This is a genomic window from Endozoicomonas montiporae CL-33, from assembly GCF_001583435.1.
In the GTDB taxonomy this organism is placed as follows: domain Bacteria; phylum Pseudomonadota; class Gammaproteobacteria; order Pseudomonadales; family Endozoicomonadaceae; genus Endozoicomonas_A; species Endozoicomonas_A montiporae.
Map to the genome: position 1 here is coordinate 2845629 of NZ_CP013251.1, position 13492 is coordinate 2859120.

Annotated in this window: 9 protein-coding genes and 2 pseudogenes; 2 read left to right on the plus strand and 9 right to left on the minus strand. The window is 48.6% G+C overall.

Features of this window, described 5'->3' with window-relative positions:
• Nucleotides 1-33 precede the first annotated feature (33 nt).
• Nucleotides 34-1383, plus strand: coding sequence for a transposase (locus EZMO1_RS13095; RefSeq protein ID WP_061509513.1), 1350 nt, complete (start codon nt 34-36; stop codon nt 1381-1383).
• Nucleotides 1384-1526: 143 nt separating this feature from the next.
• On the opposite strand, the pseudogene tnpA reads toward EZMO1_RS13095, so the two are convergent.
• Nucleotides 1527-1829, minus strand: a pseudogene (tnpA, locus tag EZMO1_RS13100) (IS200/IS605 family transposase); the annotation flags it as partial.
• Between the two features lie 91 nt (nt 1830-1920).
• Here tnpA and EZMO1_RS13105 point away from each other — a divergent pair.
• Nucleotides 1921-2909, plus strand: a pseudogene (locus EZMO1_RS13105) (IS256 family transposase).
• A gap of 53 nt (nt 2910-2962) precedes the next feature.
• On the opposite strand, the gene EZMO1_RS13110 reads toward EZMO1_RS13105, so the two are convergent.
• The 8 genes from EZMO1_RS13110 to exaC form a co-directional block, all read right to left on the minus strand.
• Nucleotides 2963-4519 (minus strand): cryptochrome/photolyase family protein, encoded by a 1557-nt coding sequence (locus EZMO1_RS13110; RefSeq protein WP_034872921.1) that lies wholly within the window; start codon nt 4517-4519, stop codon nt 2963-2965.
• A complete protein-coding gene (locus EZMO1_RS25570) occupies nt 4500-4658 on the minus strand; it encodes a DUF2256 domain-containing protein (protein WP_082211586.1) in 159 nt (52 codons plus the stop codon). The genes EZMO1_RS13110 and EZMO1_RS25570 overlap by 20 nt, the downstream gene beginning before the upstream one ends.
• An 81-nt stretch (nt 4659-4739) precedes the next feature.
• Nucleotides 4740-8042 carry a translocation/assembly module TamB domain-containing protein gene (locus EZMO1_RS13115; RefSeq protein ID WP_145912590.1) on the minus strand — a complete coding sequence of 1101 codons (3303 nt, stop codon included), beginning with the start codon at nt 8040-8042 and terminating at the stop codon, nt 4740-4742.
• A complete protein-coding gene (tamA, locus tag EZMO1_RS13120; protein ID WP_051789298.1) occupies nt 8039-9775 on the minus strand; it encodes an autotransporter assembly complex protein TamA in 1737 nt (578 codons plus the stop codon). Before tamA ends, EZMO1_RS13115 begins: the two co-directional genes overlap by 4 nt.
• A gap of 50 nt (nt 9776-9825) precedes the next feature.
• Complete coding sequence (locus tag EZMO1_RS27305; RefSeq protein WP_152557001.1) at nt 9826-10164, minus strand: hypothetical protein; 339 nt, start codon at nt 10162-10164, stop codon at nt 9826-9828.
• A gap of 37 nt (nt 10165-10201) precedes the next feature.
• A protein-coding gene (locus EZMO1_RS13130; protein WP_145912435.1) for an IS3 family transposase occupies nt 10202-11309 on the minus strand; the annotation gives its coding sequence in 2 pieces (ribosomal slippage) (nt 10202-11042 and nt 11041-11309; 1110 coding nt in all).
• A 71-nt stretch (nt 11310-11380) separates the two neighbouring features.
• Nucleotides 11381-11638: a hypothetical protein gene (locus tag EZMO1_RS13140; RefSeq protein ID WP_034872918.1), complete on the minus strand. Its 258-nt coding sequence runs from the start codon at nt 11636-11638 to the stop codon at nt 11381-11383.
• A 136-nt stretch (nt 11639-11774) separates the two neighbouring features.
• Nucleotides 11775-13295, minus strand: coding sequence for an acetaldehyde dehydrogenase ExaC (exaC, locus tag EZMO1_RS13145; protein ID WP_034872917.1), 1521 nt, complete (start codon nt 13293-13295; stop codon nt 11775-11777).
• Between the last annotated feature and the right edge of the window lie 197 nt (nt 13296-13492).

A 13492-nucleotide genomic window follows, 5' to 3' on the forward strand; every position in this document is an offset into this window, starting at 1 on the left:
GGGATAGACGACCGTAATCAGTTATTCAGAGCCATGCCTGATCATAAACCACGAAAGCATCTGTGCCTCGACAGCATGATCCAGATGATCTACGACAGCTTCGACAGCATTCCAGACCACCGCCCAAACCGCCGTAAAGACAAGATTTCATTGCTGGACACCTTGATGTCGGCTTTCGCTATGATGCACCTCAAGTACCCATCCTTGCTGGAGTTTGACCGTGAGCGGGAAACCGAAGAACTCAAGTTCAACTTGAAGCATCTATACCGGGTTCAAGGCAGGATACCCTGTGACACTTACATGCGCTCCACCCTTGATCCTGTAGATCCAGGGGCAATGAGAGAACCTTTCAAGCTGCTGTTCAATGAAGTACAGCGGGGTGGAGGGCTCAAGGGCTTCCGCTTTTCTTGCGTCGGCCTGAAGGATCATTACCTGTTAGCCATTGATGGGACAGGGCTTTACTACTCCGGCAAGTGCCGCTGTCAGGAGTGCTGTATAAAAAATGAAGGTAAGGCCAATGAAGCTTACTATCACCAGATGCTGGCCGCCTGCATTGTCCATCCTGACAGAGAAACCGTATTGCCTCTGGCCCCCGAGCCCATTGTTCACCAAGATGGCACAACCAAGAATGACTGTGAAAAAAATGCCCTCAAACGTCTCCTTTCAGACATCAAGCGAGATCACCCACAATTGAAGCTGGTTATTGTGCTGGACGGTCTCTACGCTGATGGCCCGACAGTTCGACTAATAAGAAGTTATGGGTGGCACTACATCATTGTTGCCAAAGATGGCAATCACACTTCGATGATTGAGGCTATGGATGCGCTGGATCAGAAGGGCGATGTCAAACGATTTGAGATGACTGACGGCAACGGTGCCAAACACTGGTGCCGTTATGCCAATGGGGTTCCCCTGAACAAGACTGAACCGGTTGAAATCGTCAATGTGCTTGATTACGTCGAAACAGACAAGAAAGGCAAACGGCACACCTGGGGCTGGATAACCGACATCCCGTTAACCGAAGAAACTGTACTCCCCACAGCCGAAGGAGGAAGATGTCGTTGGCACATAGAAAATGAAACCTTCAATACCCTGAAGAACCAAGGCTACGAATTTGAACACAACTATGGTCACGGTGAGCAGCACCTGGCAACCAATCTGGCTTACCTGACCTTCCTGGCTTTCCTGGTGGATCAAATACAGCAACTATGTTGCCCGGTCTTCCAGAAAGCCCTGAAACTAAGGGCGCGTGGAACACGCACCTATCTCTGGAAATTGATTCTGCGTTACTTTCTTTCCTGGCTGATTGAGAGTTGGGAGGAGATGTTCCAAGCGATCATTCACGGTACTGCTGCAAGAAAGATCCAGTTCGACACATCATAGCGATCATCGTAGCCGGGGTTTCAGGGTAAACAAACTGGAAAAGGAGCACGAAAAGCGTGAGGCAGTTTTTATGCGCTCATCAATTATCTGTACGACCAATCAGTTTTAATACGACTTAAGGCGTATGTTGTGCGGGATTAGCTGCCCCAATACCTTTTTCCGAGATCAGGAAAGCTCTCAAAAAGCTTGGTCGAAGTTCGCCCCTTTATCCGCCTCATGATTTCACTTGGTGCCATATTTGGTGGGGCAGAGAGCAAAAGATGTACATGGTCTTTACTGATTACGCCTTTGAGAATATCAAGTTCAAAAGCTTTGCAAGTTTCCCTAATCAGCTCCCTTGCCCTGTAGCCAATGTCACCACCAAGAACTTGGTAACGGTACTTGGTGACAAACACAAAATGATACTGAATTTTGAATACTGTATGACTGCAGTATCTGTAGTCCACTGCCTTACTTCCACTCCGAGTGTGAGCCAACAAACTATCACAGCTAAAGCTGACCGGCTAAAGCCGGTGGTTTTAACCTTTTAGGTGACTAATAAAGACTCAAGATGATCTTGCGAAACTCAGTCGTCAGCTGTTGAAACTCTCTGTTGAGCGTGTTATGGCTGCTGAACTGGAAGATCGTCTTGGCTATTCCAAGCATGCGCCTGAAGGTCAAAACTCTGGAAATAGTCGCAACGGTTATTCCAAAAAAACACTCAAGGGCGACTTCGGTGAAGTCGAGGTCAAAACCCCCAGAGACCGCAACGGTGAATTCTCACCACAGCTTATTGCCAAAGGTAAAACCCGAATCAACAAGCTGGATCAGCAGATTCTGGCTCTGTACTCCCGTGGAATGACTACCCGCGATATAGCCGATGCCCTGGAAGAAATGTATGGCGCAGACGTGTCACACAACCTGATATCCAGGGTGACTGAAGCTGTTCAACAGGAAGTACAGAATTGGCAGAACCGCCCTCTGGAAAGCCTTTACCCCATTGTCTACCTTGATGGCATCGTCGTTAAAGTCCATCAGGATAAGCGGGTTGTCCGGAAAACCGTTTATGTCGCTCTTGGCGTTGATATAGAAGGTCAAAAGGAACTTCTCGGTCTCTGGATTGCCGGAACAGAGGGAGCCAAATTCTGGCTCTCGGTTTTAACAGAGCTTCAGAGCCGTGGCCTTGAAGATATCTTTATTGCCTGTGTTGATGGACTGTCAGGTTTTCCTGAAGCCATCAACACGGTTTATCCAAAAGCCCAGATTCAGTTGTGTGGCGCAACAACTGGGATAACCTGATAACCCTATTTGACTACCCTGATGATATCAGGAAAGCGATTTACACGACGAACGCTATAGAGTCGCTAAACAGCGTGATCAGAAAAGCTATCAAGCAACGGAAGATCTTCCCATCAGATAACTCTGTGATGAAGGTGATCTATCTGGCGATGGAAAGAGCTTCTGCGAAATGGACGATGCCCATCAGGAATTGGGTATCAGCTCTGAACCGGTTTGCAATTATGTTTCCAGACCGGTTCAGGCAGTAAAGTTGGTTGAGCATTTACACAGAATTAATTACAGGCTCCATTAAAGCTATTCATTAAAGCTGTTCAATATGATCAAGGCACCATTCTGCCCGCATCAAAACAGCTTGGCGAAAGCTTTCATCCCGTTTGTCCCACCCTTTATAAACCAGAGCCGTACGCGGATTGCTTTTAACAACTGCACGATTTCGTTCCATAAAATGCCAGTAAAGACTGTTCAAAGGGCAAGCAAGATCCGTGTCTTTCTCTTTTACCTGGTAATGACAGTCTGAGCAGTAATCACTCATTTTCTGCACATAGTTGCCGCTGGCTGCATAAGGTTTGGAAGCCACCATACCGCCATCAGCATACTGACTCATACCTCGGGTGTTGGGTAGCTCTACCCACTGTATGGCATCAATATAAATACCCATGTACCAGGCATCAACTTCATCAGGATCAATACCCGCTAACAGGCATAAATTACCGGTGATCATCAACCTTTGAATATGGTGGGCGTATGCGTAATCCAGTGACTGGGTAATGGCATGACTCAGACAATTCATTTTGGTCTCTCCGGTCCAGAACCAGTCAGGTAGTGAGCGAGTGGCATTGAGGTGGTTAAGAGATTCATAGTCCGGCATATTGCTCCAGTAAACGCCTCGAATATATTCACGCCAACCCAGAATTTGCCGGACAAAACCTTCAATTTCTGGCAGCGAAATACTGTCAGGCTGCTGTTGCCAACTGTTTATTGCCTCAGTGACCACTTCTGCAGGACTCAGCATTTTCGTGTTCAGGGCAAACGACAATCTTGAGTGGTACAGACTCCACTGGTGAGTACTGTTACTGGTCATAGCATCCTGAAACTGACCGAAAGCGGGCAGGCAATGCTGACAAAAATAACTCAACAACTGTAACGACTGTTGTCGGTTAACCGGCCAGAGCAGTTCATCATTTATACGACCAATAGAGTCAACCTGATGCCTTTGCAGTCTGTCGAGAACTGTCCGGACAGAATTAGCAAATAGCAATGGAGCAGGAATGACACTCAGGTCAGCGGCTTTTAGCTTGTTACGATTGTTGGTGTCGTAATTCCATTGCCCACCCTCAGGCTCTGTCTGATTCATCAGAATATTGTGCTTGCGCCGCATTTTTCGATAAAAGGTCTCCATCCTTCCGGGTTTGCCAGCTGGAAAGTACCCATAAAGCTCATCGAATTGGACAAAAAAGTGCTCGGTATCTACCTCATTAACCGTCACTGCCGAACTGAAATTCAGCGCTCGTAGTTGCTGTAAAAGTCGATACTCATCCGGTCGCTGATACTCAAAGGTCGAAACGGCGTATTGTTTACACAAGTGATTAAGCAGGTCTGGTAAATCGCTGAAGCGAACGGTGTCATCCAATGTAAAATAGATCACCTGATGACCTGATTTTTCAAGAGAATCCGCAAAGTTCTGTATAGCCAGAAAGAAGCCACACAACTTCTGGATATGATGCTTCACATAGCCGGTTTCCTGTTTGAGTTCAGCCATCACATACAGACAGTCCGGATCTATGTCTGCATACCAGCTATGATCTGCATTCAACTGATCCCCCAGAATCAACCGCAATTTAGTGTAGTGTTTCTTCATTCACTGTTTTCTTCCGTTGTGAGCGGCAACGACGGGAGCAATAGCGCACTTCATCCCAGCATCGTTCCCATTTTTTCCGCCAGCTGAAGGGCAAGCCACAGACCGGGCAAATCTTTTGCAGAAGGGGTTTTGTTTTCATGATATTTAGGCCAACACCCGACTGCTTTGAATCACCACTGTTCCACTACGTTCACAATGCTGGTTTAGTTCAATAGCATTTTTATAAATCAAACCGATAAAACACATCCAGCGCCTGCCCCAGACCACTCACTGCCTGCAAATAAACCCTCGGAAGCACCTCGTAACGGATTTTTACTTCACTCACCGAGTTGAAAATACCGGTTCCGTACTGAAGCCTGAGTCCCGGCGCAATGTAACCACCAACCGAGACCTGTGTATTTTCTCCGGAGCCGCTGGTATCCACCGAAAAGTCTTTTATACCCAGTTGATCACCCAGCTTGGTCGCGGTCTGACTGATTTCGCCCAGCCCGTAACCCAGCAGAGCAGACTCTATGCCTTCACCCTCAGTCTGAATAGAGCGCCCGCGTAACAGATAGGAGAACTGTTCCTGCTGGGATAAGGTGGGATTGGAATACACCGACCATTCAGGCGCTTTGACCGGCCCTGTGACTTTGACCCCCACGGTCACATTATCCTGAGTCACATCAGGATTGCGTATGGCGTCGAGATTCAAAAATGGCGCATTCAAAGGCCCCTGAAAAATAATCTGACCTTTTTTAATAATCAGATCCTGTCCCAGATAACGGTAACGCCCTTCCACCAGCTCAACACTGCCCTGCCCTGTTAATGGCTGGTCATCTGATTGATTCAGCACAATTGAACCGCCTAATTTCGAACCCAAACCATAAGCCTGAATGCGCACGTCATCACCGAGTGTAACCGTGGTATTCAAAGCAATGGGTGAACGGCTCTGTTCTTCAGTGATCGTCGTACGTCCCACGACTTTCACATCGTCTGATACTGAAACGGCCTGTTCCGGCAATCCTTTGATTTCAATACGGGCTTTGGGAATCGTAATCGACCCCACGAGTTCCGGTGTATCCGTAAGATTAAACTGCAAATCTGGTGACGCCCAGATACTGCCAATCCCTGTGACAGAGCATTGCAGATCACTGCCTGTCAGGTGAAGCAATCCGGCAAACTGTCCGTCTTTCCAGGATAAAGTACCATTGAGATCACTGTGTCCCCCACCAATATCCAGCTGACCGCTGATCACGGCGCTGTCTCCCTGAATCAGCATCCGGCTATCAACACGATTAACGTCACAGAACTCACTGTCCAGCGAAACATCACTGATCATCAGTTCGCCATTTAATAATGGATCGTGCAACGAGCCGCTCATAGTCAAATGAGCCCCGGCACTGCCACTCAGATCGCGGGTATCGGGTATAAAAGGTTGAAACAGTTCCAGTAACAGATGGTCAATGGTGAGCTGTCCATTCAACAAACGCGATTGCTGAATATCGGTCACCTGAACATTCAGGTCTGCAACACCCAGTTGCGGCGATTTAAATTCAAGGATTGCATCGAGCCGGTCATCTTTCAGCTCGCTGTTCAGAACCAGTTTGTTATAGGTTCCCTCCAGCTCATTCACGCTTAATACACCTTCAGAGGTATGGGCATTCAAATGAATAAAGGGTTGCCCTTTCTGTATCACAACACCACCTGAAGCATTCAGCTCAGACTCCCATTGCAGGTGTGGCGGGAAAAAAGACGCCAGTTGTTCAACATCGAACTGGTTTAATGAAAAATCAACCTGAACATCCTGCTGACTGACACGGCCTTTGCCCAGACAGAAGCTGGCAGGTAATGAGGTTAAACAGAACGGTTCTGTTCGGATTTCGTTTTGCGTTGCCTGCAAGGCAAACGGCGTCTGCAGGTTCCACTGCCCCAGCATGGATTGAGTATTCAGTGCATTTACGGTTCCCTGCCATTGCTGACCTGCCAGCGATCCGTTCAGTTGTAAATGACTGCTGAGCACCTTGCCACCGGTATCAAGCGACAGACGGTGCGCGTCAGGATTACCCGTCAGTGACAGTTCAATCGCCTTCAGTGTCTGATGATACCTATTGAAACTCAGAGCATCAATCTGAAGATGGGCCTGATTGTCTGATGCAGTCAAACTTTTTAACTGTCCCTGCGACTTTAAGCCATCAACCACGATGGTATCCATGGTCAGCTGATCTGCATTCAAACGGTACTCAACATGCGGGGATTGTCGGTTACCGGTCAGTGTGAAGTCACCCGACAGGTCACCGGACAATGGAGGATAAAGCTCTGTCAGCCCGGGGGCATTCAGGGTACCGGTTAAATTCCAGTTCTGATTGATGGAACCGTTGACCAGAAGATGATTACTGCCAATATTCAGGTCCAGATGGTCGGCCTTGATGTTCAGATCATTGTCAGCACGTATCTGACCCGACAGTGATACCGGAAACGTTCGCAATATGCCTGATACATTGAGCTGTGATACTTCAGCCAACCATTGTTGTCCATTCATGGAGGCGGTAGTGGCAACAATACCCGACAACTGACCCGGATAACCCTGCAGCAGGGTTTCCGGATTCACATCACTGAGCTTTATTTTGCCACTCCACTCTATGCCGTTCTGCCACCCCAGCTGCCCGTTAAGACTCATCGTTTGTTGCAACCACCGGGCATTCAGTGGCTGTATCATCAGCTGTTCAAGGCTGCCGGACAAATCACCATCCACTATCAATAGATGAGGGTTCTGCTGGTTGTCCTTGCTGTCCAGTCTGATTTGATAATCCGTCAGAGTGCCTGACAGAGAAATCCCGATGTCTGGCAACTTGATTTCAGGCAGTGTTGCTCCCTCTGTCTTCAGCTGGTCGTATAACCGGTCATCCGGCTGAATAACCAGTCGGGCAGTCAAAGGATAAGGTGCAGACAGTGAAACACGTCCATTAGCCTGAAGGTTGCCATAAGCATGTGACACAGCAAACTGTCTGATATCAAACTGCTGTCGTTCGGCTCTGGCCGACAGCAGAAGGTTCTCTAGCTGCAAGTCACTGTCTAGCTGGGAATAGTTCAGTTCATCAATCTTAAGAGCTTTAATCTCTACTGGCAGAGGCATAGTAAACGACGGAATAGTGATGCCGCTGTCTTCTTTATTCTGACTATCATCACCCGATGAACGATTAACAATGTCTATTCGTTTGATACTCAGGGATTCAACCAGCAATTCACCGTGTAATAAGCGCTCAGCCGATAAAGAAAGCGACAGCTGCTGAATATCAACCGTGAGATCGATAACATCATCCGATTGATGCCATTGCAGGGAACGGAACTGCCAGCCATGCAGTAATGAACCGTCCACCAGCTCTCCCTGCAGCTGTGGCAACTGCGAGATGGCGATCTGCCAGAGCCAGCGATTGCCCTGACTGGTCAACAACAGCGTTAACAACAATGATGCCACCGCTATCACCGTCAGCGCACAGCTACCAGTAACGATGCAAAGTAGTCGTGTAATTGTCCGTTTCACAGTTCCGGCCCAATGGTAAAGTGCAGTCGCCAGGGTGATCCCGGCTCACTGACGGCAAACGCCAGGTCAAGACGCAATGGCCCTAATGGAGTGATCCAGCGCACGCCGACACCGGAACCCACTTTCCATGGATCATCATAGTTATTGGTGACTGTTCCTGAATCGGTAAACACTGCCAGCCACCATTTATCCACCAGCTTATAGGCATATTCCAGACTCACCACAGAAAGGTAAATACCACCGGTGAGTTTGCCATTCTGGTTTTTGGGGGAAATGGTATCGTAGTCATACCCTCTGACGGTCTGGTCACCACCGGTAAAGAACCGCAGGGACGGCGGCAGGTTGGACACACTGCGCACCCAGGTGGCTCCCTGCTCTGCACGAGCCAGTAGACGATGACGACTGGCAAAGGTATCGAGCCATTTTGTACGACCCCAGACTTTTACAAAGCGGGTATCAGCCCCTGATACGCCCGGAGACAGCTCAATTTTAAAATCATGCGCAGTGCCTCTGACCGGATTCAGGCTGCCCGTGGCATTTTTACGATTGAGTGCCACTCCGGGGATCAGCAACAGACTGTTGTCCCTGTCGCTGGCCTGATCGTAATGTTCGGCCTCAAGACGGATAAACCAGTCCCGGTTCCAGCCATCCGGTATTTTGAGCCACTTGTGCAGCGCCGCCGAATACAACTTACTGTTGGTATCTTCGAGATTCTTATGCTGATAACCGGTTTGCAGGCTGTAAAAGTCCAGTAGCGGATTGCCCGTTGGAATTTTGTAACTGGTGCTGACTTCAGTGCGTATGGTAGACAGGTAAGCATCGGCACTGAAACTGTGCCCACGGTTGTTGACCCAGGGTTTATTCCAGCCCAGGGAAAATCTCGGGCCTTCGTCGGTTGAAAAGCCAATGCCGGTTTCAATTTCATGGTTTCTTCTGGGAGAGACATCAATCCTTACCGGGATTGAATAGTTCTCTGCCTTTTCCCGCAAAGGTTGCACGTCCACGTGCTTGAAATAACCGGTAGCCGAGAGGTCGTTATACAGTTTGACCAGTTTGGTCGCATCATAACCTTCCCCTGTCTTAAAGTTCAGTATGGCATTGACCAGTCTGCGGGTTGCACGGGTTTCATCCACATAGTGAACGTCACCAAACCGGTAACGCCTGCCAGAATCAAACTTCAGATGCACCTCCGCACTGTAACTGACAGGATTGACCTCCACCGTCGCAACTTTCCACTGAGCATCAAAAAAACCGCTTAGCTGGGCCTGAGTCATCAGTGATTGTTTGAGCGCCTCGTAGGTCTCATGCTCGAATACCTGACCAGATTTTAATTCATGATTCTTCAGTAGTGTCTGGAAACTTTTTTCCCCGGATGCTTCGCCTTCGATTTGCACATCAACAGCGGTGATCAGAACCGGTTTGCCCGGCTCGATACGGATGTCTACCTTGTCAGAATTCTCGGGGAGTGATAACTGCACAACGGAGTCATAATAACCATAAGGTTCCAGTGCCTGCCGGACAGTCTCCTTGATGGTGTTTTTATAGAATGAAAAGTCTTTTGCCTCCACTTCGGGAAGGCTTTGCAGATGCAGCTCGATATTTTTTTTGTCGCGACCTTCAACACCCGACAGCTGATACTGAAGTGAATCCGCCTGCAGACTGCCCGATACAGCAGCCATGAGAACGGCAAGAGCAGAGCCTGTTCGAAACCATGATGTTGTCAGATGAGACATACGTCTTCATCCCTGAAGAAAAACAGTGATACGAGACAAGAGTAGACTCGTCAGCGTATTAATACCGAAAAGATCACTGCCATACACAAGCCCGACATAAAACAGACCTGACGGGAACAGGTTCTTTTGGTCAGGAAGGTGCAGACTAACCCGCCAATCACTGCGAATACGATAATCCGCGACAGAACCATAATAACATCTTCATGACTCGATTCGGTAAAGAAACTGTGATTGACAAACAGCAACTCGAGAATGGAAGGCACTATTGAACCGATCATCCCGTACAGAAAGCGTCTTGGTCGGGATAATATGGGGTCATCCGGAATATCTACCTCGGAAAAGCGCTCGTTGGATTTATGGTGGACCCCACTGTCAAGACAGTAAACCAACAAATTTAAGTTAAGTCCTGGCAGTGGTCCAAAGCCCTCATGCAAAGTGAATTGCCTTAGGCGTTTTATAACTCAACGACTGGTGTAATCGTTCAGTGTTGTAAAACTCAAAGTATTCATCCAGCCCAGTATAAAGCTCTGGAACAGTCTGAAATTCATGCGTGTACAGCCATTCATGTTTGACGGAGCGCCACAGCCTCTCGACAAAAATGTTATCCAGTGCTCGCCCTTTCCCGTCCATGCTGATACGTATTTCCCGTTCCTGAAGAGGTGCCAGAAAATCATTACTGGTAAACTGACACCCTTGGTCAGTGTTGAATATATCAGGTTCACCTTGTTCCAAAGCTCGACCCAGCGCATGAATACAGAAGTCTGCATCCAGTGTGTTCGACAGCTCCCAGCTGACCACGTAACGGCTGTACCAGTCAATAATGGCAACCAGATACATAAACCCCTGAGGCATCGGGCAGTACGTAATATCAGTACTCCAGACCTGATTGGGTCTCACAATATCAACGCCGTTCAACAAGTACGGGTAAACCTTATGCTCTTTGTTTCTCAGGCTTGTGCCCGGTTTTGGTCCGACAGCCTGTATGCCCATCAGCCTCATAAGTCGCTGTATACGCTTCCTGTTGACCGGAAAGCCCTGCTCATTCAGCCATGCAGTTATCTTACGACTGCCGTAAAACGGTGTACGTGTATACTGCTCATCAATGAGCCTCATCAGATTCAGATTCTCAGGGCTTTCCAAAGCTGGAGAAGCTTGGTAATACCAGCTTGACCTGCTTAACCCAACCAGTTCACATTGGCGCTGAATGCTGATCTTCGAGTGATCCGGGTCTATGCATCTCCGTTTGTCATCAATGGACATTGCCAGATTTTTTTTTCAACCAGTCCAGCTCCATTTTAAGCCGTCCGATCTCCTGATACAGGGGGGCAGTGAGCGCATCTGGATCTACCTCTGGCCGTGCCCTGCCGAAGACTTCTGGAACCCCCTGGAGTAGCTGTCGCTTCCACTGGCTAACCTGAACGGCTGCAACTTCGTGTTCGCTTGCCAGCTGGTTTATGGTCTTTTCGCCCTTGTAGGCTTCGAGTGCTACCTGTGCCTTAAATTCGGGCTTATGTCGTTTTCTTTTTGCTGTCATGATTCCCTCCTGCAGGGTCATCTTACAGCCAGAAAACTTAACTTAGCTACCTGTCCAGTTTATGGGGTCCATCATAATTCGATCTTTGCCATCAGATCCTTAGCCTGCTCTGCCACAGGCATACCCAGCTTCTGTTTGATTTCAGTGAGTTCAAACTGGATTTTTAATAACTCAAGCTCTTCCCGCTTGCGCTTTACCGTCTGGGACTGCACACCCATATTCTGAAAAACCGGCTTTAAATGAGAGCCAAGGTGCAACGCAACCATCGTGATGGCCACGGGAATAGAAATCCAGTCGGGCAAATTGGGCAGCAGTTTGATCGGGTCCATGATCCATTCTCAGTGACGGTTTCTACCGCCCATAGTATTAATGGAAAATATTAATAGAAAGCCTGAATGCTATCGACTGAGTCAGGCTTTCCGTGAAGGCTCCGAAACATCACAGAGCCTTTTACAGTGGTTGAGTTTAAAAGAATCCCAGTGGATTGATATCGTAGCTGACCAGCAGATTTTTGGTTTGCTGATACTGCTCCAGAGCCAGTTTATGCGTCTCGCGTCCGACACCCGACTTTTTATAACCACCAAAGGCGGCATGAGCCGGATACTGATGGTAGCAGTTGGTCCACACCCGACCTGCTTCAATGCCACGCCCCATCCGGAAAGCCCGGTTAATATCACGGGTCCAGACGCCGGCTCCCAGCCCGTACTGGGTATCATTAGCCAGCGCCAGCGCTTCGGCTTCATCTTTAAAGGTGGTCACACCCACCACCGGCCCGAAGATTTCTTCCTGAAAGACCCGCATATCATTACTGCCCTTCATCAGGGTTGGCTGGATATAAAAGCCTTTGACATAGCCGGTGCCCACATCGGCTTTATCGCCACCAATCAGGAACTGCACACCTTCATTACGACCAATTTCGAGATAGCTCATGATTTTCTCGAACTGCTCAAGGGATGCCTGGGCTCCTACCTGCGTCTCGGTATCCAGAGGGTTACCACGCTTGATGTGTCCGGCTCGCTCCACCACTTTCGTGATAAATTCGTCGTATATCGATTCCTGAATCAGTGCTCTTGAAGGACAGGTACACACCTCACCCTGATTGAAAAACGCCAGTACAGTGCCTTCAACACATTTGCTGAGATACTCATCTTCATGTTGCAGCACATCTTCAAAATAGATATTGGGTGATTTGCCGCCCAGCTCTACTGTAGAAGGAATAATATTTTCCGCAGCGCATTTTAGAATGTGAGAGCCCACAGGGGTTGATCCGGTAAAGGCAATCTTGGCGATCCGCTGGCTGGTGGCCAGGGCTTCACCGGCTTCCGAACCATAGCCATTAACGATATTAATCACGCCGGGCGGTAACAGGTCACCCACCAGCTCCATCAACACCATGATGGAAGCCGGTGTCTGCTCGGCAGGTTTGAGCACCACGCAGTTACCCGCAGCCAGCGCCGGTGCCAGTTTCCATGCAGCCATCAGGATTGGAAAGTTCCAGGGAATAATCTGGCCCACCACGCCCGGGGGTTCATGAAAGTGATACGACACTGTATTACTGTCCAGATCCGCAGCACCACCTTCCTGGGCACGAATACATCCGGCAAAGTAACGGAAATGATCAACCGCCAGTGGAATGTCGGCAGCCAGCGTTTCCCTGACCGCCTTGCCGTTATCCCAGGTTTCTGCCACGGCCAGCATTTCCAGATTTTGTTCAATACGATCCGCGATTTTTAACAGCAGATTCGATCGTTCAGTGGCCGAGGTTTTGCCCCAGCCCGCCTTAGCGGCATGAGCAGCATCCAGTGCCAGATTGATGTCTTCTTCCGATGACCGGGCCACTTCGCAAATGGCTTCACCCGTCACCGGTGAAATATTTTCAAAATACTTGCCTTTAACAGAAGGCACCCATTCACCACCAATATAATTTTCGTAACGATGTTTAAAGGTGACAGGTGAATCGGGGTGTCCGGGACGCTCGTAAATCATGATCATTACCTGTTTTTTTTATTGTAAAGTGCATCAGACTTCATAAAACAGCAACTGACTGATAAAGTGCCTTTCGGTTCAGGCTATGTCATTAACCCTTCCTTTCAGGCATTTGCCTACAGGTATCGCTGTTCGACACAATCCGAATCTGCGTATTCCTGAAGTATCAAACCAGTATTGAAGAAACCCGGAAAGTC

Coding starts and splice junctions, on each gene's coding strand:
- EZMO1_RS13095 (WP_061509513.1), top strand. CDS start 34: ATGCCTGATCATAAACCACGAAAGCATCTGTGCCTCGACAGCATGATC.
- EZMO1_RS13110 (WP_034872921.1), bottom strand. CDS start 4,519: ATGAAGAAACACTACACTAAATTGCGGTTGATTCTGGGGGATCAGTTG.
- EZMO1_RS25570 (WP_082211586.1), bottom strand. CDS start 4,658: ATGAAAACAAAACCCCTTCTGCAAAAGATTTGCCCGGTCTGTGGCTTG.
- tamA (WP_051789298.1), bottom strand. CDS start 9,775: ATGTCTCATCTGACAACATCATGGTTTCGAACAGGCTCTGCTCTTGCC.
- EZMO1_RS13140 (WP_034872918.1), bottom strand. CDS start 11,638: ATGGACCCGATCAAACTGCTGCCCAATTTGCCCGACTGGATTTCTATT.
- exaC (WP_034872917.1), bottom strand. CDS start 13,295: ATGATTTACGAGCGTCCCGGACACCCCGATTCACCTGTCACCTTTAAA.